The organism is Nocardioides pocheonensis (genome assembly GCF_003725535.1).
Classification (GTDB): domain Bacteria; phylum Actinomycetota; class Actinomycetes; order Propionibacteriales; family Nocardioidaceae; genus Marmoricola; species Marmoricola pocheonensis.
The window spans coordinates 167,830-188,647 of sequence record NZ_RJSF01000003.1 but is presented as its reverse complement, the minus strand read 5'-3'; the positions used below and the strand labels follow the sequence as shown (position 1 = coordinate 188,647).

20 protein-coding genes and 1 riboswitch are annotated in these 20,818 nt (G+C 72.1%); of the genes, 12 read left to right on the top strand and 8 right to left on the bottom strand.

All coding sequences use genetic code 11. The features are described from left to right. Positions 1-26: 26 nt before the first annotated feature. The 4 genes from thrC to EFL26_RS01355 form a co-directional block, all read right to left on the bottom strand. The gene (gene thrC / locus EFL26_RS01370; protein WP_123221085.1) at positions 27-1,328 is read right to left on the bottom strand and encodes a threonine synthase; all 1,302 of its coding nucleotides are present in this window, start codon (positions 1,326-1,328) and stop codon (positions 27-29) included. 10 nt (positions 1,329-1,338) lie between these two features. After that, positions 1,339-1,488: riboswitch (SAM riboswitch) on the bottom strand. Positions 1,489-1,577: 89 nt separating this feature from the next. Beyond that, complete coding sequence (gene otsB, locus EFL26_RS01365) at positions 1,578-2,420, bottom strand: trehalose-phosphatase (protein ID WP_123221084.1); 843 nt, start codon at positions 2,418-2,420, stop codon at positions 1,578-1,580. A gap of 29 nt (positions 2,421-2,449) precedes the next feature. After that, a complete protein-coding gene (locus EFL26_RS01360; protein WP_123221083.1) occupies positions 2,450-2,968 on the bottom strand; it encodes a LytR C-terminal domain-containing protein in 519 nt (172 codons plus the stop codon). Positions 2,969-2,976: 8 nt separating this feature from the next. Beyond that, positions 2,977-3,270, bottom strand: coding sequence for a DUF3263 domain-containing protein (locus EFL26_RS01355; RefSeq protein ID WP_123221082.1), 294 nt, complete (start codon positions 3,268-3,270; stop codon positions 2,977-2,979). Positions 3,271-3,403: 133 nt separating this feature from the next. On the opposite strand from EFL26_RS01355, the gene EFL26_RS01350 reads away from it, so the two are divergent. Then, positions 3,404-4,867 carry an alpha,alpha-trehalose-phosphate synthase (UDP-forming) gene (locus EFL26_RS01350; RefSeq protein ID WP_245999936.1) on the top strand — a complete coding sequence of 488 codons (1,464 nt, stop codon included), beginning with the start codon at positions 3,404-3,406 and terminating at the stop codon, positions 4,865-4,867. A 4-nt stretch (positions 4,868-4,871) separates the two neighbouring features. Here EFL26_RS01350 and EFL26_RS01345 read toward each other — a convergent pair whose 3' ends face one another. Beyond that, on the bottom strand, positions 4,872-5,327 hold the full coding sequence (locus tag EFL26_RS01345) for a VOC family protein (RefSeq protein ID WP_123221080.1): 456 nt from the start codon (positions 5,325-5,327) through the stop codon (positions 4,872-4,874). 18 nt (positions 5,328-5,345) lie between these two features. On the opposite strand from EFL26_RS01345, the gene EFL26_RS01340 reads away from it, so the two are divergent. Beyond that, positions 5,346-6,857, top strand: coding sequence for a WS/DGAT/MGAT family O-acyltransferase (locus EFL26_RS01340; RefSeq protein WP_221176792.1), 1,512 nt, complete (start codon positions 5,346-5,348; stop codon positions 6,855-6,857). On the opposite strand, the gene EFL26_RS01335 is transcribed toward EFL26_RS01340, so the two are convergent. Further along, entirely contained in the window at positions 6,832-7,665 is an 834-nt protein-coding gene (locus EFL26_RS01335) for an oxidoreductase (protein ID WP_123221079.1), read from the bottom strand. The two genes, EFL26_RS01340 and EFL26_RS01335, sit on opposite strands and share 26 nt — an antisense overlap. 175 nt (positions 7,666-7,840) lie before the next feature. On the opposite strand from EFL26_RS01335, the gene EFL26_RS01330 reads away from it, so the two are divergent. The 9 genes from EFL26_RS01330 (at position 7,841) to EFL26_RS01290 (ending at position 17,566) form a co-directional block, all read left to right on the top strand. After that, positions 7,841-9,199: an alpha/beta fold hydrolase gene (locus EFL26_RS01330; protein WP_123221078.1), complete on the top strand. Its 1,359-nt coding sequence runs from the start codon at positions 7,841-7,843 to the stop codon at positions 9,197-9,199. Further along, complete coding sequence (locus EFL26_RS01325; protein ID WP_123221077.1) at positions 9,196-10,077, top strand: SGNH/GDSL hydrolase family protein; 882 nt, start codon at positions 9,196-9,198, stop codon at positions 10,075-10,077. The genes EFL26_RS01330 and EFL26_RS01325 overlap by 4 nt, the downstream gene beginning before the upstream one ends. A 26-nt stretch (positions 10,078-10,103) precedes the next feature. Further along, positions 10,104-11,000 (top strand): SGNH/GDSL hydrolase family protein, encoded by an 897-nt coding sequence (locus EFL26_RS01320; protein WP_123221076.1) that lies wholly within the window; start codon positions 10,104-10,106, stop codon positions 10,998-11,000. Positions 11,001-11,043: 43 nt separating this feature from the next. Then, complete coding sequence (locus tag EFL26_RS01315) at positions 11,044-12,372, top strand: MFS transporter (RefSeq protein WP_245999934.1); 1,329 nt, start codon at positions 11,044-11,046, stop codon at positions 12,370-12,372. Further along, entirely contained in the window at positions 12,369-13,799 is a 1,431-nt protein-coding gene (locus EFL26_RS01310; RefSeq protein ID WP_245999933.1) for a pyridoxal phosphate-dependent decarboxylase family protein, read from the top strand. Before EFL26_RS01315 ends, EFL26_RS01310 begins: the two co-directional genes overlap by 4 nt. 61 nt (positions 13,800-13,860) lie before the next feature. Next, on the top strand, positions 13,861-15,579 hold the full coding sequence (gene ligD / locus EFL26_RS01305) for a non-homologous end-joining DNA ligase (RefSeq protein ID WP_123221075.1): 1,719 nt from the start codon (positions 13,861-13,863) through the stop codon (positions 15,577-15,579). A 20-nt stretch (positions 15,580-15,599) separates the two neighbouring features. Then, positions 15,600-16,286 carry a uracil-DNA glycosylase gene (locus EFL26_RS01300; protein ID WP_123221074.1) on the top strand — a complete coding sequence of 229 codons (687 nt, stop codon included), beginning with the start codon at positions 15,600-15,602 and terminating at the stop codon, positions 16,284-16,286. A gap of 120 nt (positions 16,287-16,406) precedes the next feature. Next, entirely contained in the window at positions 16,407-16,739 is a 333-nt protein-coding gene (locus tag EFL26_RS01295) for a hypothetical protein (RefSeq protein WP_123221073.1), read from the top strand. Positions 16,740-16,786: 47 nt separating this feature from the next. Next, positions 16,787-17,566 carry a dioxygenase family protein gene (locus tag EFL26_RS01290; RefSeq protein WP_123221208.1) on the top strand — a complete coding sequence of 260 codons (780 nt, stop codon included), beginning with the start codon at positions 16,787-16,789 and terminating at the stop codon, positions 17,564-17,566. 241 nt (positions 17,567-17,807) lie between these two features. Here EFL26_RS01290 and EFL26_RS01285 read toward each other — a convergent pair whose 3' ends face one another. Continuing rightward, complete coding sequence (locus EFL26_RS01285) at positions 17,808-19,430, bottom strand: GMC family oxidoreductase (RefSeq protein ID WP_123221072.1); 1,623 nt, start codon at positions 19,428-19,430, stop codon at positions 17,808-17,810. A 129-nt stretch (positions 19,431-19,559) separates the two neighbouring features. Between EFL26_RS01285 and pdxY the strand changes: the two genes are divergently transcribed. Beyond that, positions 19,560-20,420: a pyridoxal kinase PdxY gene (gene pdxY / locus EFL26_RS01280; protein ID WP_123221071.1), complete on the top strand. Its 861-nt coding sequence runs from the start codon at positions 19,560-19,562 to the stop codon at positions 20,418-20,420. A gap of 26 nt (positions 20,421-20,446) precedes the next feature. Here the strand turns inward: pdxY and EFL26_RS01275 are convergent, their stop codons facing one another. Beyond that, positions 20,447-20,803, bottom strand: coding sequence for a hypothetical protein (locus tag EFL26_RS01275; protein WP_123221070.1), 357 nt, complete (start codon positions 20,801-20,803; stop codon positions 20,447-20,449). Between the last annotated feature and the right edge of the window lie 15 nt (positions 20,804-20,818).

The window sequence follows — 20,818 nt, the reverse complement described above, 5'->3', positions numbered from 1 at the left end:
TCTCCTCGGGCTCGGGTGGACGCAGGTCAGACGATGCCGGATGCGGCGAAGGCGTCGTACGTCGGGGCGATGGTCGCCGCCGGGGCGACCCGGCCGGAGACCGCGTCGAGCGTCTTCAGGCCGTGGCCGGTGTTGATCACGACGGTCTCGAGGTCGGGGTCGAGCTGACCGGTCTCCACCAGCTTCTTCAGGACCGCGACGGTGGTGCCGCCGGCGGTCTCGGTGAAGATGCCCTCGGTGCGCGCGAGCAGCACGATGGCGTCCCGGATCGCGTCGTCGTCGACCTCCTCGACCGCGCCGGAGGTCCGGCGGGCGATGTCGAGGACGTAGATGCCGTCAGCGGGGTTGCCGATCGCCAGCGACTTCGCGATGGTGTCGGGCTTGACCGGGCGGATCGCGTCGACGCCCGCCTTGAAGGCGGTTGCGACCGGGCCGCAGCCCTCGGCCTGCGCCCCGAAGACCCGGTAGGGCTTGTCCTCGACCAGGCCGAGCTTGATCAGCTCCTGGAACGCCTTGTCGACCTTGGTCAGCTGGGAGCCCGAGGCCACCGGGATCACGATCTGGTCGGGGAGTCGCCACCCGAGCTGCTCGGCGATCTCGTAGCCCAGCGTCTTCGACCCCTCGGCGTAGAACGGGCGGACGTTGACGTTCACGAACGCCCAGCCGTCCTCCTCGCCGGCGATCTCCGACGCGAGCCGGTTGACGTCGTCGTAGTTGCCCTCGACGGCGACCAGGGAGTCGGTGAAGATCGCGGAGTTGACCTGCTTGGGGTGCTCGAGGTTGCTCGGGATGAACACGACCGTCTTGATCCCGGCCCGCGCGCCGGCCGCGGCCACCGCGTTGGCGAGGTTGCCCGTCGAGGGACAGGCGAACACCTTCGAGCCGAACTCCACCGCCGCGCTCAGCGCGCACGCCACGACCCGGTCCTTGAAGGAGTTGGTCGGGTTGGTCGAGTCGTCCTTGACCCACAGGGTCGTGATGCCGAGCTCGCGGCCGAGGTTCTCGGCCCAGAGCAGCCGGGTGAACCCCGGCTCGGTGTTCGGGGAGGACTCGATGTCGTCGGGCACGGGCAGCAGCGCCTTGTAGCGCCAGATGTTGCGCGGGCCGGCCTCGATCTGCTCGCGGGTGACCTCGGGGAAGTCGTAGGCGATCTCCAGGGGTCCGAAGCACTCCAGACAGGCGTAGTGCGGCCCGAGCGGCTGGGTCGCGCCGCACTCGCGACAGACCAGGCCTCTCGCGTTGCCGAACGCGCCCTCACGGAGGACGGTGCCCCCCGAGGTCTCGTGGACCTGAGTCGTGGTGCCGGTTTTCGATGTTCCCGTGCTCAAGGAGGCCTCCTTCTCATCTTCCCCGGGGGCCGACTCTCGGCTCGGGACGGATTTGGCACCACACCCCGCGGATCCGGGCCACGACGGTGGCGGTCGGAGGCTCGCGCGGCGGTTGCCGGGACTTCAACGGGCCGTATCCCTCAGTCCCTCTCGATGAGCTGTGCTCCAGCGTAGAGATCCGTCTCAGAATGTGCACATCGATTCCGACATTCGAGACGCATGTCTCGGACCGCGGGCAGGCCGCGGAGCTCAGTCCCGGGCCAGGTCGGCGGTCAGCCGCCGCAGGAATTCCATGACGCCGTCCGGCCCTGCGACGACCAGGTCGGCGAGGTCGCGCAGGGTGGACTCCTCGTCCGAGCCGGAGCAGACGAGCAGGGTCGGCATGCCCTCGCGACGGAGCGCGGCGACCGCCTCGAACGCCGGTACGTCGCCGAGGTCGTCGCCGACGAACAGCACGCCCTGCGCGTCGTACTCCTCGACGAGGCGGCGCAGGGCCACGCCCTTGTCCATGCCGCTGGAGCGGATCTCGATCACCATGCGCCCCGGCTCCAGGGTGAGGTTGCGCGTCTTGGCGGCGTCGGTGAGCACGGGGAGCAGGCGTTCGAAGGCGCCTCGCGGGTCGGCCATGCGGCGGGTGTGCACCGCCACGGCCAGGCCCTTCTCCTCGATCCAGGCCTCCGCGGCGTCGGCGCGCCGCAGCAGCCGGGGCAGGTCGCCGATCAGGCTGGCCAGCCCGGCCGGCGGCTTCGGGGAGACCACGCGGCGGGCGTTCGAGGACCAGCGCTCGTTGCCGTACTGGCCGAGCACGACCAGCTCACGACCGGACTCGCCGATCGCGTCGCCGACGTCGTCGAGGCCGCCGAGCGCGAGCACCTGTCGGGCGGGGCGGCCGGTCACCACCGCGACCGCGCGGACCTGCGCGGACAGGCCGGCGAGGACCTCGGGCGCCTCGGGGTGGATCAGCGCCACGTCGGGGTTCTCGACGATCGGCGCGAGCGTGCCGTCGAAGTCGAGGGCGACCAGGAGCCGGTCGCCGGCCCGGAGGAGCGCGGCGTACTCCGGGCTCGCCGAGGCGGAGTGGGGCTGCTCCATGAGGTCCACTCAACCAGAGCGGGCCGGGATCAGTGGAAGTCGCCGGTCAGGATCACCGTGAGCCGGTCGGTGCGCATCGGGGCGATCGCCGGCTTCACGCGGGTGATCCCGAGGTCCTTCGCAAGGAGCGCGCCCGCCGCCTTGAGACGGGGCGGGAAGTACACCGTGCTGGTGTCGACGGTGCCGTACCAGTTGTCCGTCGCCACGACGTTCCAGCCGGCACGCTGGGCCCGGGTGGCGGTCTTGCCGGCGAGGCCCTTGACGTTGGAGTTGTTGAAGACCACGACGTACACCGAGCCGCGCCGGACGGCCGGCTTGGCCGCCGGCGTGGTGGTCGGCGCGACCGGGACCGTGGTGGTGACCGCGGACGGGGTCGGCTTCGGGCGGGTCACCGCCGCCGGGGTCGCGGTGTCGGGGCCGCGGTCGTGCTGGGTCGCCACGAAGGCGAGGCCGGCCAGGACCACCGCGGAGATGCTGAACACCATGAGCCGGGTCGGCAGGACGAGCCCGCGCTCGTCGCGCCTGTGCTCGCCCCGGCCCGATGCCATCGGCAGGCTCAGAGCTCGAAGCCGAGTCGGCGGGCCGAGCGCTGACGCTGGCGGGTCGCGCGCAGGCGGCGGAGCCGGCGGACCAGCAGCGGGTCGTGCTCGAGCGCCTCGGGACGGTCGATCAGGGCGTTCAGCACCTGGTAGTAGCGGGTCGAGCTCATGTCGAACTTCTCGCGGACCGCGCTCTCCTTCGCGCCGGCGTACTTCCACCACTGGCGCTCGAAGTCGAGGATGCTGCGGTCACGCTCGGACAGCCGACCCGACTCATCGGGTTGGGAGTTGAGTGCGTGACTGGCGACCATGGTCGTCGACTCCTCGGGCTGGGTACTGCGGGGCTGTGTTCATCGTAGGCGACAAACAACAACGATGTCATTTGAACCGCCGAGTCGGGGCGGGCCGGTCGCGGCCGGCGCGGCGATGCATAGGGTGGGGGTCGTGACGAGGTCTCGGCGGCGACGCAGCCCCGGCGACGTGCGTGCCGAGCTCGTCGTCCTGGCCAACCGTCTCCCGGTCGACCGCGTGGTCCACGCCGACGGCTCCGAGGACTGGCGCCGGTCGCCCGGCGGTCTCGTGAGCGCGCTCGCGCCGGTCATGGCCGCGAACCGCGGCGCCTGGATCGGCTGGCCCGGCGACGTCATGGAGGAGTGCGAGATCTTCGAGCACGACGGCATCACGCTGGTGCCGATCGGGATCTCCCAGCAGGAGTACGAGGAGTACTACGAGGGGTTCTCCAACGCCACCCTCTGGCCGCTGTACCACGACCTGGTCGCGAAGCCGGAGTTCCACCGCGAGTGGTGGGACGCGTACGTCGCGGTGAACCGCCGCTTCGCCGAGACCGCCGCCGAGGTGGCGGCCGAGGGCGCGACCGTCTGGGTCCAGGACTACCAGCTCCAGCTCGTGCCGAGCCTGCTGCGCGAGCTCCGCAGCGACCTGCGGATCGGCTTCTTCCTGCACATCCCGTTCCCGCCGGCCGAGCTGTTCTCCCAGCTCCCGTGGCGGCGCGAGCTGCTCGAGGGCCTGCTCGGCGCGGACCTGGTCGGCTTCCAGCTCTCCGGCGCCGCTCAGAACTTCATCAGGCTGGTGCGGCAACGCGTCGGGCACAAGACCCACCGCGACACGGTGTACCTCCCCGACGGCCGCACCGTCGTCGCCAAGGCGTTTCCGATCTCGATCGACACCGCCCAGTTCGAGAAGCTGGCGGCGTCACCGGGCGTCCAGGCACGGGCGAAACAGATCCGCGACGACCTGGGCAACCCGCGCCGGATCTTCCTCGGCATCGACCGGCTCGACTACACCAAGGGCATCTACGCCCGCATGCGCGCGTTCAGCGAGCTGATCCACGACGGCCACTTCAGCGTCGAGGAGGCGACGTTCGTGCAGGTGGCGAGCCCCTCGCGCGAGCGGGTGGACCAGTACCGCAAGCTCCGCGACGAGACCGACCGGCTGGTCGGCCACATCAACGGCGACCTCGGCCGGATCGGCCGCCCGGCGATCTCCTACCTCAACGCGTCCTTCCCGCAGTCGGAGATGGCCGCGCTCTTCGTCGCCTGCGACATCATGGTGGTCACGCCGTTCCGCGACGGCATGAACCTCGTCGCGAAGGAATACGTCGCCTGCCGCCTCCACGAGGACGGCGCGCTGGTGCTCTCGGAGTTCGCCGGGGCCGCCGAGGAGCTCCGGCAGGCGTTCCTCGTGAACCCCTACGACATCAACGGCATGAAGGCCCAGATGCTGGCGGCGTACCGCGCCGACCCGAAGGACCTGGGCCGCCGGATGCGCGCGATGCGCCGCACGGTCGCCGAGAACGACGTCGCCAACTGGGCGAACGCGTTCCTCACCGAGCTCACCACGCCGCGGCCCGCGCACGACAAGCACCTCCGCCCGGTCAAGCGCGCCTGACCGGTCAGGCCGGCTGGAAGAGCTCCACGACGTTGCCCGACGGGTCCTCGCAGAGGATCTGCTTGCCGCCCGGGCCGGTGACGACGTCGTTGCGGAAGGCCACGCCCGCGGCCCGCAGCTCCTCGACCGTGGCGGGGAGGTCGTCGACGGTGACGACGAAGCGGTTCCAGCCGCCCGGCTCGGGCCGGCGGCCGTCGGGCATCGGCCGGGCAGCCGAGGCGTCCGGGCCGGCGAGCCACAGCACGAGGTCGTCGCGGCGCATGATCGCCATCGCCGGACCGAACTGCTGCTCGGCCGCGAACCCGAGCTTCGTGTAGAAGGCGACGGACGCGTCGACGTCGGTGACGAGGTAGCGGCACACGGCCACGGCGGCCTCCAGGGTCTGGTCGGGACCCCGCCAGAATCGCGGTGTGTGCCGGCGGGGGTCAAACGCCTTCCGGGCCTGTCCAGCGAGACGCATCCGCCCTAGGGTGCGGCTGTGGGCCGCAGACTCCTGAAGATCAACGACTCCGCCTGGCTGTACGCCGAGTCGCACCGCACGCCGATGCAGGTGGCGATGCTGGCCACGTTCAGCGTGCCGGAGGACCGGCCCGAATTCGTCGGGGAGCTCTACGCCCGTTGGCGCGACGTGCACCAGTTCCAGCCGCCGTTCAACTACCTGCTGCGGGCCACGCCCGTCCCGAGCTGGCAGGAGCTCGGGGACGACGAGATCGACCTGGACTACCACCTGCGGCACTCCGCGCTGCCGCGCCCGGGGTCCCAGCGGGAGCTCGGCGTGCTGGTCTCGCGGCTGCACTCCGCGAAGATGGACCGCCGCTACCCCCTGTGGGAGTGCCACCTCATCGAGGGCCTCGAGGGCGGCCAGTGGTCGATGTACATGAAGGTGCACCACTCGCAGATCGACGGCGTGGGCGGTGTGCGCCTGCTCAAGCGCATCCTGAGCGCCGATCCCGAGGCCCGCGAGATGCTCCCGCCCTGGGCGGTCGGCACCCGCGGCCCCGACCAGTCGGGCCTGCCGGACCGGCCGAAGGTGCCCGAGCAGCGGGCGGCCGAGCGGCACGACGGCCCGTCCCTGCTCCGGCTCGCGGGCGAGGGCGTGGAGGTCGCGTCGTCCCTCGGCCGGACGTACGCCGAGAGCCTGGTCGGCACGAACGAGTCCGCCCGCGCCGTACCGTTCCGCGCACCGAAGACCCTGTTCAACGGGCGGATCCACACGCCGCGCCGGTTCGCCACCCAGCACTACCCGATCGACCGGTTGCGAAAGGCCGCGAACGCGACCGGCGGCAGCCTGAACGACGTGTTCCTGACCGTGTGCGGCGGTGCGCTCCGCCGCTACCTCGACGAGCTGGACGCGCTCCCCCCGGAGCCGCTGATCGCGAACGTCCCGGTCTCCGTGCGCGCCGAGGAGGGCGACGGGGTCGGCAACGCGATCACGTTCCTCTACTCGACGCTGGGCACGGACATCGCCGACCCCGTCGAGCGGATGCGTGCGATCAAGGCGTCGACCCGGCTGGGCAAGCAGCGACTCCCCCACGTCGGCGGTCTCGCCATGGACGCCTACACGGCCGTGCTCATGGCGCCGTTCCTGAGCCAGGCGATCCTCGGCATCGGCGGGCGCGGCCGACCGGCGTCGAACGTCGTGATCTCGAACGTCCCCGGGCCGGCCGAGACCCGCTACCTCGACGGCAGCCGGCTCGAGGAGATCTACCCGGTGTCGCTGCTCTTCAACGGTCAGGCGCTCAACATCACCGCGGTCTCCTACGACGGCCAGTTCAACATCGGCTTCACCGGCTGCCGCGACTCGATCCCGTCCCTGCAGCGGATCGCCGTGTACGCCGGCGAGGAGCTCGACGCCCTCGAGGCGGCGATCGAGCGCCGGAGCGCGCGCTCGGCCCGTCGTGGGCGGTCGACCGGCGGCCGGCTCGACGACCCGGTGGAGCCCGTGGCGGCGAAGGATGCTCCCGTCAGCGCGACCCGTACATCCGGCTGACGACCTGGTCGAAGAACCGGTCGGGCAGGTGATCCCGGCTGCTCGTGATCGCGCGGGCGCCGCGACCCACCGGGTAGCGCGCGGCCGGTCGCCGCGTGGTTGCGGCCTTGCGGATCTTGCGGGCCACGTCCTCGGGCGTCGCCGCCCGGCTCGGCTTGTCGAACTCGACCAGCACCTTGTGCGCCCGGCGGGCGTACCGGCCGTAGTCGGTGTCACCCGAGCGTTCGAGCAGCGAGTCGCGCGCGATCTCGTTCCACTCGGTGGCGACCGGTCCCGGCTGGATGATCACCACGTCGATCCCGAAGGGCTTGAGCTCCATCCGCAGGCTGTCGCTGAAGCCCTCGACGGCGAACTTGGTGGCGTGGTACCACGCACCGAACGGCTCGTAGAACCTCCCGCCGATCGAGCTGATGTTGATGATCCGCCCGGATCCCTGGGCGCGCATGTGCGGGGTGACCAGCTGGGTCAGCCGGGCGAGCCCGAAGACGTTCACCTCGAACTGCCGGCGCGCCTCGTCGATCGGCACGTCCTCGACGGCGCCGTACGAGCCGTAGCCCGCGTTGTTGACCAGCACGTCGATCCGCCCCTGCTCGTCCAGGATCCGCTGGACCCCCGAGACCATCGAGTCGTCGTCGGTGACGTCCATCGCGAACACGTGAGCGCCGCGGTCGGCCAGCGCCTGCATCCGGTCGACCCGGCGGGCGACGGTGTAGACGGTGAAGCCGGCGTCGAGCAGCTCGCGCACCGCGCACGCGCCGATGCCGGAGGAGCCGCCGGTGACGAGGGCGACCTGGGAGGGCTGAGTCATGGGGCATGCCTACCGGCAGGGGAGGCCGGTGTCCATGGTCACGGACGTCACAGCCCGATCGCCCCCCGGCGCCGGCCCGCGGCGTGGCCCCCGGTGTCGGCCCGTGGGTCGCCCCTGTGTCGCAATGCACGGCGGCCCGCCGTAACGTCCACTACCGCTTGGTAGTTTTCCGAGCATGGATCTGATCCCGAAGCCGGACCAGGTCGCCTCCGCTGCCAGCAACGTCGCACACAAGATGCTGTACGGCGGGCTGGCCGATCTCCGCCCGATGCCCCGCACGCTGATCGACGACGGGCCGCTGCGCGAGGTCTACCACTACCGCCCCCAGAAGCAGGTCCGCGCGACCGGCGACCCGGTGCTGCTGGTGACGCCGCTGGCCGCGCCGGCCACCTGCTACGACCTGCGTCGCGACTGCTCGCTGGTCGAGCACTTCCTCAAGGCCGGGCGGCCGACGTACCTGGTCGAGTACGGCGAGATCTCCTTCAAGGACCGCAACCTCGGCATGGAGCACTGGGTCGAGGAGGTCGTGCCCGAGGCCGTGCGGGTGGTCAGCGAGCACGCCGGCGGACGGCCCGTGCACGTGATCGGCTGGTCGCTCGGCGGCATCTTCGCGACCCTGGTCGCCGCGGACGACCCCGACCTGCCGATCGCCTCCCTCACCGTCGTGGGGTCGCCGTTCGACGTCAGCCAGGTGCCCCTGGTCGCGCCCCTGCGCCCGATCCTGCGGCTCACCGACGGCGGCATCGTGACCCGCCTCTACCGGATGCTCGGTGGCGCGCCGAAGCCGCTCGTACGCCGGGCGTTCCAGCTGAGCAGCGGCACGAAGGTGATCACCAAGCCGCTCGCGATCGTGCAGCACCTCGACGACAGCGAGTGGCTCGCGCAGATCGAGGCGGTCGACCGGTTCACCGCGAACATGATCGCCTACCCGGGCCGGACCTTCGGCCAGCTCTACCACCGGATGCTCAAGCACAACCAGCTGCGCACCGGCAAGGTGAGCATCGGCGGCCACGAGGTCGACCTGGCGGCGATCACCGTGCCGGTGCTCGTGTTCGCCGGCAACACCGACGGGATCGCCCCGATCCCCGCGGTCAAGGCGCTCCTGCCGCTGCTCCCGAACGCCCGCGAGGTGCGCTTCGAGATCGTGCCCGGCGGCCACCTCGGCATGCTGACCGGCCGGGCGGCCCGGCGTACGACCTGGGTCGTCATGGACGAGTGGATCGCGCAGCACTCCACGCCCGATGACCGCGAGGACGCCCAGCCGACCCCCGCCCGCACCCGGGCGACCAAGACGGCCAAGAAGACGGCCAAGAAGACGGCCGCGAAGAAAACAGCACGGAAGGCCGCCCCTGGGAAGGCGACCGCGAAGTCCGCAGCGACGACGAAGAAGGCATCGACATCCACCACGAAGACCTCCCCTCCCGAGTCCTCGACGACGCAGCCCGAGGTGGCGCCCGACCGCGGAGCGATCGGCTCGAACCGGGCACGCCGCTTCGGGTCCGACGCCTCGCGCAGCCTGGCCCCGAAGCGGTGAGCGCCCGGGTCCGGCAGGCCGCCGGCCTGCTCCTGACGCTCGTGCTCGCGGGGGCGCTCGCGGCCTGCGGCGGAGGCGGGTTCAGCTCGGCACCGCCGACGCCGCCGGACACGGCGATCCGCAGCTACGTCGCGCTCGGTGACGGCTTCACCGCGGCGCCGTACGCCGGCCAGGGCGCCGGCGAGGACGGCTGCCTCCGCTCGGCGGAGAACTACCCGGCGCTCGCAGCGCAGAAGATGGGCCTCACCGAGGTCAAGGACGTGTCCTGCACCCACGCGACCACCAACGCCCTGACCGCGACGTTCAAGGCCGTCAAGGGCAAGCCGGCCCTGCCGGCGCAGCTCGACGCGGTCGCCAAGGACACCGACCTGGTCTCGATCGGCGCCGGCATCGAGGACCACGACCTGCTGCACGAGATGTTCCGGATCTGCCTCGTCCAGCCGTGCGCCCCCGGCACGACCTTCTACACGCAGGTGCTCGACGAGGTGGGCCAGGCCGGCGACGCCCTCACCCGGGCGATCCGCGCGATCCAGGCGAAGGCGCCGCAGGCCTACATCGTGGTGGTCGGCTACCCGCGTCTGACCCCGCCGCCGGAGAGCGGCTGCAAGGACTTCCCGTCGCAACCGGCCGGGGCCGACCGGGACGTCGTCAACTACCTGCTCGACCAGCTCAACGAGAAGGTCCGCTCGGCTGCGCTCCAGACCGGCTCGGGGTACGTCGACGTCGCGAAGCTCTCCGACGGCCACCAGCTCTGCTCGGCGGAGCCGTGGGTGCACGGGATGAGCGACCAGCCGGGGAAGGCGGTCGCCTACCACCCGCTCGAGGCCGAGCAGCGGGCGGTCGCCGACCAGCTCGTCGCCCAGGTCGAGCAGCGTTGAACGGCGATCCCAGGACGTCCGGCACGATGAACCCCACTCCCCTTCCCCGCACGCGTCGCCGTGGGCAGCACCCGGCACGCGCTGTGCTCACGGTGCTAGCCGTCGTGGCCCTGGTCGCGGTGGCCGGCTGCGGCAGCGGCACCGCACCCGTCCCGCACGGCGCGGTCTACGCCGCGCTCGGCGACTCCGAGAGCGCCGGCGCGGGGATCGCCCCGATCGCCGACAGCGGCTGCCTGCGGTCCAAGCGCAACTACCCGTCGCTGGTGCAGCGCACGCTGCACTACTCCTCCTTCGAGGACGTCAGCTGCTCGGGTGCGATGACCACGAACCTGCTCCGGCCCCAGCTCACGCAGGGCTCGACCAACGACCCCCAGCTCGACGCCCTGGGGTCGCGCACCAAGCTGGTCACGCTGACCATCGGCCTGAACGACGACAAGCTCGCCTACGGCCTGCTGGCGGCGTGCGTGCCGGCCGCCCAGCCGACGCCGCTCTGCGCACCGGTGCTCCAGGCCACCACGGCCCAGGTCGACCAGCAGCTCAGCAAGGCGGCGGTCCGGGTCCGCGACACGTTGCGGGCGATCCGCAAGGCGGCGCCGCACGCCCGGGTCGTGCTGGTCGGCTACCCGCGCTACCTGCCCGACTCCGGCAGCTGCCCCGACCGGTACTCGGTGGTCGCCGCGATGGAGCCACGGCTGCGCAGCGCGCTGAGGGTCGTCAACCAGAAGTGGAAGGCCGCCGCGGCCGCCGCCGGGGCCGACTACGTCGACACCTACGCGATGAGCAAGGGGCACGACGTCTGCTCGGCCGACCCCTGGGTGAACGGCTCGCAGGAGCAGCCGGGCAGGGCGGTCGCCCTGCACCCGTTCGAGGCCTTCCACGAGGCCGTGGCGAAGAAGATCGTGACGCTGCTGAAGCAGGGCTAGTCACTCGGCCCCGCGACACGTCGGTGTGGCCTAGATTGCGAGGGTGACCGACCTGCTCCCCCGTCGCGTCCGGGTGGGCTACGGGCTCGGGTCGGTGGCCACCGGCACCTTCGGCACCGTGCCCGGTCTCATGCTGCTGCCCTACCTGACCGACACGCTGGGCGTGGCGGCAGCGGTGGCCGGCCTGATCGTGCTGCTCCCGAAGGCCTGGGACGTCGTGCTGAACCCGATCGCCGGGCGGATCAGCGACCGCACCGACGACCCGCGCGGCCCACGCCGCCCGTTCCTGCTGCGGGGCGGGCTGCTCCTGGCGGCCTGCTTCGCGCTGCTGTTCGCCGGGCCCGACCTGGGATCGACGGCACTCGACGCGCTGTGGGTGCTGGTGCTGTTCGTCGGCTGCGCGACGGCGTACGCGTTCTTCCAGGTCCCGTACGTCGCGATGCCGGCCGAGATCACCGACTCGTACGCCGAGCGCACCCGCCTGATGACCTGGCGGGTCGCGATCCTCGCGTTCGCGATCCTGCTCAGCGGCGCCAGCGCGCCGGCGATCCGCAACGCGTTCGACGGTCGGGCCGGCTACCGGGTGATGGGGCTGGTGGTCGCGGTGATCCTGGTCGTCGGGGTCGTCGGCGCGTACGTCGGCACCGTACCGGCCCGCGTCGGCCGGGCGACCGCCGGCGAGGGCACCCTGCGCGACCAGCTGCGCGTGGTGGCCGAGGCGCGGGACTTCCGGCTGCTGCTGACGACGTTCGTGCTGCAGGCGCTGGCGACCGGAGCGATGCTCGCCGGCGTCGACTACGTCTCGCGCTGGGTCCTCGGCGACAAGGAGCTCTCGACGATCCTGTTCGTCTGCTTCGTCGGCCCGGCGCTCGTGCTGACGCCGGTGTGGAACCTCGTCGGCCAGCGGATCGGGAAGAAGCGCGGCTACATCGCCGCCTCGCTCGTGCTCGCCACCGGTGCGTGCGTGCTCATCGGCGCTCGGAGCGCCCCGCACGCGCTGGTCTTCGTGGCCACCGCCCTGGTCGGCGCCGGCTACGCCGGCGCGCAGATGTTCCCGATGGCGATGCTGCCCGACACGGCCGCCGTCGACGCCCGCCGGACCGGGGTCAACCGCGCCGGTGTGTACACCGGCGTCTGGACCGCCGGCGAGACCCTCGGCCTCGCGCTCGGCCCGGGCGTCTACGGCCTGGTGCTCGCCCTGGGCGGCTACCACTCGTCCACCACGGGAGGGGCGGCCCAGCCGTCCTCCGCGATCACGGCGATCGTGCTCGGGTTCTCGGCGCTGCCCGCGGTCCTCACGATGGTCAGCCTGCTCTGGCTGCGCCGCTACGACCTCGGGGCCGACGTCGTCGAGGAGGCACTCACCCCGTGACCACCAGCGACCTGCTCGCGCGGCTGCACCAGATGCAGGCCGCCGACGTGCCCGTCCACGGCGGGCGCACGCTTGCCTACGTCTACGACTCGGGGCTGGCCGAGACCGACGAGGTGGGCCGGGCCGCCGTGGCGGCGTACGCCGGCTCGAACGGGCTCGACCCGACCGCGTTCCCGTCCCTGCTGCAGATGGAGAACGACCTGGTGGGCCGCGCGTGCGACCTGCTCGACGCCCCGCCTGACGCCGTCGGCACGGTCACCTCCGGTGGCACCGAGTCGGTGCTGCTCGCGGTGCAGGCCGCGCGAGACGCGCGGCCCGAGGTGGAGCGTCCCGAGATGGTGCTGCCGACCACGGCGCACGCGGCGTTCCACAAGGCCGCCCACTACTTCGGCGTCCGGCCCGTCCTCGTCGACGTCGGGGCGGACTTCCGCGCCCGACCCGCCGCGATGGCCGACGCCATCGGCGACAGCACGGTGCTGGTGGTGGTGAGCGCGCCGTCGTACGCGCACGGCGTGGTCGACCCGGTCCGCGAGATCGCCGGTGCCGCCGCGGCACGCGGGGTGCGCTGCCACGTGGACGCATGCATCGGCGGCTGGGTGCTCCCGTACGCCGCACGGCTCGGCCGGCCGGTGCCGCCGTGGACGTTCTCGGTCGAGGGCGTGACCAGCATCTCGGTGGACCTGCACAAGTACGGGTACGCACCGAAGGGGACCTCGGTGCTGCTCCACCGCGACCCGCACCTGCGGCGGCCGCAGTTCTTCGCGAGCGCGGACTGGCCGGGCTACACGATGCTGAACTCCACGATCCAGTCGACGAAGTCCGGGGGTCCCCTGGCCGGCGCGTGGGCGGTCGTGAACACGATCGGCGACGACGGCTACCTCGAGCTCACCCGTCTCGTGCTCGACGCGGTCGACCGCCTCGTCGCCGGGATCGGGGAGATCGGCCCGCTGTCGGTCGTCGCCGCCCCCGACTCGACGCTGGTCGCGCTCACGACCGACGACAGCTGCGACGTCTTCACGATCACGGACGCGATGACGCGCGCAGGCTGGTACGTCCAGCCGCAGCTGTCGTTCCGGGCAGGACGCCCCACGATCCACCTGTCGCTCAGTGCCGCCACGGCGCCGCTGGTCGAGGAGTTCCTCACCGCGCTGGGGGCGGCCGTCGACGAGGCCGTCGCGGCGGGGCCGATCGAGGTGACCCCCGACATCGCGGCCTTCGTGCGGGCGCTCGACCCCGACGACCTGAGCGACGACGACTTCGACGGGCTGCTCGCCGCGGTCGGGATGGCCGGAGGCGGAGGGGTCGGCCTGCCGGAGTCGATGGCCCAGATCAATGCGCTCCTCGACCTCGCGACGCCGGCCCTGCGCGAGGCCCTGCTGGTCGCGTTCCTGGACCGGCTGACCCGACCGGTGCGTGCGGTGCGATGACACCAGGCGCCAGGACACCGGTCGCGGATGCGGAGTGCCACGCCCGGGTACCGCGCGCGACATGAGCCCGCGGAAGCGTCGTGCGGCCGACACCTCGGCAGAGAGCGTGGACCAGGACGCGCCGGCCCAGAACGCGCCGGCCCAGCGGCTGGCGTCGTACCGCCGGATGCGCGACTTCGGGGCCACCCCGGAGCCGTCCGGTGGCGGCGAGGCTCCCCACGGCGACGGCGCCCGCCGCTTCGTGGTCCAGCGCCACCGTGCCAGCTCGCTGCACTACGACCTCCGGTTCGAGATCGACGGGGTGCTGGCCTCCTGGGCCGTGCCGAAGGGCCCGACCCTCGACCCCTCGGCACGCCGCCTGGCGGTGCACGTCGAGGACCACCCGCTGGAGTACGCCGACTTCGAGGGCGTGATCCCGAGCGGCGAGTACGGCGGCGGCGACGTGATCGTCTGGGACCACGGGACGTGGGAGCCGTACGACACCGACGACCCGGCGCGCGCGGTCGCCGACGGCGAGCTGCACGCCGACGTGCACGGGCAGAAGCTGCGCGGTCGTTTCGTGCTCGTGCGCACCAGGGCGCAGGACGGCGAGAAAGAACAACGGCCGCGCGGCGACGTACGCGGGCAGACCGAGGGCGTCGGCGCGTCCTGGCTCCTGCTCCACAAGCACGACGACGCGGCGGTCGACGGCTGGGACCCGGAGGAGCACCCGCGGTCAGTGGTCAGCGGACGCACCAACGACGAGGTGAAGGCCGATCCCGATCGGCACTGGCACTCCGACCGTCCGGCCGCCGAGGCGGCCGAGCAGGTGACCACTCCGGAGCCCCTGGCCGAGGACGACGACGCGCTCGCGGTGCTCGACGAGCTGCCCGCCGAGGGTGGCACCTGGCCGGTCCACGGCCGCGAGCTGGTGGTCACGAACCTCGACAAGGTGCTGTTCCCTGCACGGGAGGGCGAGGAGCCGGTCACCAAGCGCGAGTTCCTCCGGTACGCCGCCCGGATCGCCCCCGTCGTGGTGCCCTACCTCGAGGGCCGGGCACTGAACCTGCACCGCTACCCGGACGGAGCGGCCGCGAAGGGGTTCTGGCACAAGGAGCTGCCCAAGCACGCCCCGTCGTGGCTGGGCCGCTGGGACAACCCGCTCGCCGCCGCCGACGAGACCCAGACCTACCTCGTCGCCGACGAGCCGGCCGCGCTGGTGTGGGCGGCGAACTTCGGCGCGCTCGAGTGGCACCCGTGGACGTCGCGGACCGAGGCGCCCGAGTGCCCGACGTACGCGCTGTTCGACCTCGACCCCGGCGAGCGGACCTCCTGGGACGAGCTGGTCATGATGGCGCGGCTGCACCGCACCGCGTTCGAACGGCTGCGGGTGCGCAGCCAGGTGAAGGTCACCGGGAAGCGCGGCATCCAGATCTGGGTGCCGATCGCGCCGGGACCGACCTTCGACGAGACCCGTGCGTGGGTCGAGCAGGTGTCGCGGACGATCGGCAAGCTCGTCCCCGACCTGGTCAGCTGGAAGTGGCAGAAGGCCGAGCGCAAGGGGCGGGCCCGGCTCGACTACACCCAGAACGCGATCAACAAGACGCTCGTCGCGCCGTACTCGACCCGGCCGGCGCCGGGCGCCCCGGTGAGCGTGCCGATCGGCTGGCACGAGCTCGAGGACCCCGAGCTGCGGCCCGACCGGTGGACGATCCGGACGGTCTTCGACCGCCTCGCGGAGCGGGGCGACCCGTTCCGCGGCGCCCTCGTGCACGACCAGGTGCTCCCGGACTTCCGGTAGGGCGTGCGAAACTCGGCGCCGTGAGCGCACTGGCCGGACTCGTGGCGAAGGGCCTGGTGGCCGAGGACTGGGCCGAGGCCCTGGCGCCGGTCGACGAGGACATCGCCCGCATGGGTGTCTTCCTGCGAGCCGAGATCGCGGCCGGTCGGGGCTACCTCCCGGCCGGAGAGCACGTCCTGCGGGCGTTCCAGCGACCGCTGGCCGACGTCAAGGTGCTGATCGTGGGGCAGGACCCGTACCCGACGCCCGGACACCCGGTCGGCCTGAGCTTCTCGGTCGCGCCCGACGTGCGGCCGCTGCCACCGAGCCTGCTCAACATCTTCAAGGAGCTCGGTGACGACCTCGGGCTGCCGGCGCCGTCCTGCGGCGACCTGACGCCGTGGGCCGACGCCGGTGTGCTGCTGCTCAACCGGTCGCTCACGGTCAGCCCCGGTCGCGCGAACTCGCACCGTGGCAAGGGCTGGGAGCCGGTCACGGAGTGCGCGATCACGGCGCTCGCCAAGCGCGGCGGCCCGCTCGCCGCGATCCTCTGGGGCCGCGACGCCCAGTCGCTCAAGCCGATGCTCGGACCGGTGCCGTGGGTCGAGTCGCCGCACCCCAGCCCGCTCTCGGCGCACCGCGGATTCTTCGGCTCCCGGCCGTTCAGCCGGGTCGACCGGTTGCTCGAGCAGCAGGGCGGTACGCCGGTGCGGTGGCAGCTGCCGTAGCCGGTCGTCGGCAGTCGACCCCTCGTCGTACGATCGGCGTCGCACGCCCGCACCAGGGCGACCGTCTCGGGAGGACGACATGGAGAGCGCCGCGAGCACCGTCGGGCGGCGGCCGGACCCGTGAGCGCATCACTGTCGGAGCTGCTGATCTTCTCGTTCCTGCTGCCGATCGGCCTGTGGGGCGTGGTCCAGGCGTTCCGCCGCGACCGGAGCTGGATCGCCGGGTCGCTGGTCTTCGTCGCCGGCTGCCTCTTCAGCATCGTGACCAACCTGCGCGGCTACGCCCTCATGGGCGGCGGCGACTACGGCATCGACCACCGGGTTGCCCGCACTCCCGCGACCGCGGGTGACGTCCTCCTCGCCGTTGCCGTCGCCCTCGTGCCGGTCGGCCTCTGGCTCGGCCTTCGCGCCCGCTCCCGGAGCCGGGACCGCGGGCGAGGCCCGAACCGCTGAGTCGGGAATGCTTCCGGGTAGTTCAAAGTTGAACTATCATGACCTCCATGACCGCCCGCATGCCCGCGCTCTACATCGGCCACGGCGCGCCCCCGCTGCTCGACGACCCCCAGTGGTCGGGCGAGCTGCGCGCGCTCGCCGCGGAGCTGCCCCGACCCACGGCGATCCTGGTCGTCAGCGCGCACTGGGAGTCGGCGCCGCTCGCGCTCAGCGCCAGCGGCCCGGGCACCGAGCTGGTCTACGACTTCGGCGGCTTCGACCCGAAGTACTACCGGATGCGCTACGACAGCCCCGACGCGAGCGCGCTCGCGCAGCGGGTCGCGGCGATGATGCCCGACACCGATCGCGTCCACCAGCACCCCTCGCGCGGCCTGGACCACGGGGCGTGGGTGCCGCTGCGGATCATGTACCCCGAGGCGGACATCCCCGTGCTGCAGATGTCGCTGCCGACCCAGGAACCCTATCGCCTGCTGACCCTCGGCAGCCGGCTGCGCGAGCTCCGCGACGAGGGCGTGCTCGTCGTCGGCTCGGGCTTCCTGACCCACGGACTCCCCTTCCTGCGGGAGTTCCGGATCGACGCCGAGGCACCCGGCTGGTCGAAGGACTTCGACCACTGGGCGGCCGAGGCTCTCGCCCGCGGCGACGTCGCCGAGCTGGCGGCGTACCGGACGAACGCGCCGGGCATGCCCTACGCGCACCCCACCGTCGAGCACTACACGCCGCTGTTCGTCACCCTGGGGGCTGCGACCGACCCCGAGGCGCCGGGCGACCAGGTGATCGACGGCTACTGGATGGGGCTGTCGAAGCGGAGCCTGCTCGTCGCCTAGCCCGCACGGTGCGCCGCCGGGTCCGTCTGGACTGACGACCGCAGGCGAGCGCAGCGAGCCGAGGGAGGAGGGAAGACGGACCCCGGAGGGCGGCGCACCCGCCCGAGCGGAGCGAGGGCAATCAGGCGGTGCGCCGCCGGGTCCGTCTGGACTGACGACCGCAGGCGAGCGCAGCGAGCCGAGGGGGGAGGGAAGACGGACCCCGGAAGGCGGCGCACCCGCCCGAGCGGAGCGAGGGCAATCAAGCAGAGCCCAGGATGAGCCCCGCCGCCATCTCGCCGATCATGATCGCCGGAGCGTTCGTGTTGCCCCCGGTGATCGACGGCATGATCGAGGCGTCCGCGACGCGCAGGCCCTCGATGCCGCGCACCTTCAGGTCCGGCGAGACCACCGCGAGCTCGTCGACGCCCATCCGGCAGGTGCCGACGCCGTGGTAGACCGAGGTCGCGCGGTTCAGGATCGCGTCCCGCAGGTCGGTGCCCTTCAGCGACGTACCGGGGTGGATCTCCTCCTTGACCGAGCCGCCGAAGGCCGCCGCGGACATGATCTCCCGCACCATCTCCGATCCCTCGGCGAGCACCTCGAGGTCGGAGCGGTCGGCGAGGTACTGGAAGTCGATCAGCGGCGCGGCGGCCGGGTCGGTCGACGCGAGCCGCAGCGTGCCGCGGCTCTTCGGGTAGATCAGCGTGACCAGCACGGTCAGCGCGGTCCGGGGGTCGACCTTGTGCCGGATCGGCTCGTCCTGGTTCGGCGACACGTAGGCCCAGGGCAGCAGGTGCAGCTGCAGGTCCGGTACGTCGGTCGCCTGCGACGTGCGCACGAAGCCCACCGACTCGAAGACCGAGTTCGCGAGGAAGGTCGTGCCCGGACGCATCAGCTCCTTGGCCAGCCCGCGCGCGAAGAAGGACGCCTTGCCCTTCATCTTGGCCGACGTGGCGTGGAAGGTCATCGCGTGGAACATGTGGTCGTGCAGGTTGTCGCCGACGGGGAGGTCGGCGAGGACGGCGATGCCGTGGTCGCGCAGGTGCTGGGCGTGCCCGATGCCCGAGAGCATGAGCAGCTGCGCGGACCCCACGAAGCCGGCGGAGAGGATGACCTCCTTGCCCGCCCGGATGGTGCGTCGCGTGCCGTCCTTGTCGGTGACCTCGACGCCGGTGGCCCGGCCGTTGTCGATCACCACCTTGGTGACCAGCACCTCGCTCTGCAGCTCGAGCCGAGCCGGCGCGAGGTTGTGCACGTAGCCGCGTGAGGCGCTGTAGCGCAGACCGTCCGCGGCGTTCTGCTGCATCCGCGAGATGCCCTCCTGCGACTCACCGTTGTAGTCGTCGAGGATCTTCACCCCGAGGGTGTCGGAGGTGGCCTGGATGAACTGCAGCGTGCCTTCCTGCGGAGCCTTGTTGCGGGTGACCCGGATCGGGCCGCCGGCGCCGCGGTAGGCGTTCTCGCCGTCCTCGAAGTCCTCCATCCGCTTGTACGCCGCGTTGACGGAGTCGGCGTCCCAACCGGTGTTGCCCTCGGCGGCCCAGGAGTCGAAGTTGGCGCGGTTGCCGCGCACGTAGACCATGCCGTTGATCGAGCTCGACCCACCGACGACCTTGCCGCGCGGCACCGGCATCTTGCGGTCGAGGAGGTGCTTCTGCGGGGTCGAGTAGAAGCCCCAGTCGACGGTCTTCTTGATCTCCGGGACCGAGTGCATCGGTCCGATCATGCCGGGCTTCTTGACCAGGTACTTCTCGTCGGTCTTGCCGGCCTCGAGCAGGATCACGCTGTGTCCTGCCTCGGCGAGGCGGCCCGCCACCGCGCTGCCCGAGCTCCCGGACCCGACCACCACGTAGTCGGCCTCGTTCGACTGCTGCTTGCCCATGGTTCCCTCACTCGTCCGCGCACTGGTGACCCGCGTCACCTCCCGGCGATGGAACTATAACGCGTTCTAGTTTCGCCGACCATAGGGCTCACGTCCCGGGCAGACCCGGGCGACCGGCAGACTGGCCGGGTGCGCATCCTCTCCATCCAGTCCTGCGTCTCCTACGGCCACGTCGGCAACAGCGCCGCCGTCTTCCCGCTGCAGCGCCTCGGCCACGAGGTCTGGCCGGTGCACACCGTGCTGTTCTCCAACCACACCGGGTACGGCGCCTGGCGCGGCCCGGTCGTCCCCGGCGCCGACGTGCACGAGGTGGTCCTCGGCATGGAGGAGCGCGGCGCCCTGGCCCAGGTCGACCTGGTGCTCTCCGGATACCAGGGCAGCCCGGAGATCGCGTCGGTGGTCCTCGACGCGGTCGACCGCGTCAAGGCGGCCAACCCGGCCGCGGCGTACGCCTGCGACCCGGTGATGGGCAACGCCGACAGCGGCTGCTTCGTCGACCCCGCGATCCCGCCGCTGATCCGCGAGCAGGTCGTCCCGCGCGCGGACGTGATCACGCCCAACCAGTTCGAGCTCGGCGAGCTGACCGGCAGCCCGCTCCCCGCGAGCGCGGACCTCGCGACGGTGCTCGACGCGGCGGACGCCGCCCGCGCCCTCGGCCCCGAGACCGTCCTGGTCACGAGCGTCCTGCACGCCGACCAGCCGCCGGAGACGCTGGAGATGGTGGCGGTCACGTCCGCGGGCGCCTGGAGCGTGCGCACTCCCCGGCTCGCGATGCACGCGAACGGGTCCGGCGACGTCACGGCGGCGCTGTTCTCCGCCCACCTGCTGGCCGGCGGCGACCCGGCGGCGGCGCTGGCACGCACGGCCTCCAGCGTCTTCGACCTGCTCGTGAACACGCTGGACGCAGGCGCCCGCGAGCTGTTGCTCGTCGAGTCCCAGGACGCGTACGCCGACCCGCGGATGCAGTTCGAGGTCGGTCGGGTCCGCTAGAGCCGCGGTCGCGACCGGCGCGTCGTTCAGGCGATCCCGGCCTTCGCGTCCAGCTCCTGGAGCAGGTCGTGGGCCGCGAGCTCGATCTCCTTGTGGCGCCACTCGGACGCGCGGTACACGCAGGCGATCAGACCCGTGCGGTGCACCCGGCGCAGGTCGCCGTAGACGAACCCGTAGCGCGCCTTGGTCTCGTCGTGGGAGCCGTCGGTGAGGGCGAGGTGCCAGGCGGCGTACTCCTCCCACGAGTGCCGCTCGAGGAAGGCGTTCTCGTCCGCAGCTCGCGGCTGGACCTCACCCCAGTCGCTGTCCAGGACGTACTGCCGCGAGCCGATCAGGCTGCGCGCGGCCTCGACCGCTGCCTGGTTGAGCAGGTACTTCGCCATCCTCCTGGAGTGCCC

What these genes read in the sequence shown, in the direction of transcription:
- EFL26_RS01275 (WP_123221070.1), bottom strand. Translation starts at nt 20,803, where the DNA reads ATGGCGAAGTACCTGCTCAACCAGGCAGCGGTCGAGGCCGCGCGCAGC.
- EFL26_RS01290 (WP_123221208.1), top strand. Translation starts at nt 16,787, where the DNA reads ATGACCGCCCGCATGCCCGCGCTCTACATCGGCCACGGCGCGCCCCCG.
- EFL26_RS01285 (WP_123221072.1), bottom strand. Translation starts at nt 19,430, where the DNA reads ATGGGCAAGCAGCAGTCGAACGAGGCCGACTACGTGGTGGTCGGGTCC.
- EFL26_RS01335 (WP_123221079.1), bottom strand. Translation starts at nt 7,665, where the DNA reads ATGACTCAGCCCTCCCAGGTCGCCCTCGTCACCGGCGGCTCCTCCGGC.
- ligD (WP_123221075.1), top strand. Translation starts at nt 13,861, where the DNA reads ATGAGCCCGCGGAAGCGTCGTGCGGCCGACACCTCGGCAGAGAGCGTG.
- EFL26_RS01330 (WP_123221078.1), top strand. Translation starts at nt 7,841, where the DNA reads ATGGATCTGATCCCGAAGCCGGACCAGGTCGCCTCCGCTGCCAGCAAC.
- EFL26_RS01345 (WP_123221080.1), bottom strand. Translation starts at nt 5,327, where the DNA reads ATGCGTCTCGCTGGACAGGCCCGGAAGGCGTTTGACCCCCGCCGGCAC.
- otsB (WP_123221084.1), bottom strand. Translation starts at nt 2,420, where the DNA reads ATGGAGCAGCCCCACTCCGCCTCGGCGAGCCCGGAGTACGCCGCGCTC.
- EFL26_RS01355 (WP_123221082.1), bottom strand. Translation starts at nt 3,270, where the DNA reads ATGGTCGCCAGTCACGCACTCAACTCCCAACCCGATGAGTCGGGTCGG.
- EFL26_RS01360 (WP_123221083.1), bottom strand. Translation starts at nt 2,968, where the DNA reads ATGGCATCGGGCCGGGGCGAGCACAGGCGCGACGAGCGCGGGCTCGTC.
- EFL26_RS01320 (WP_123221076.1), top strand. Translation starts at nt 10,104, where the DNA reads ATGAACCCCACTCCCCTTCCCCGCACGCGTCGCCGTGGGCAGCACCCG.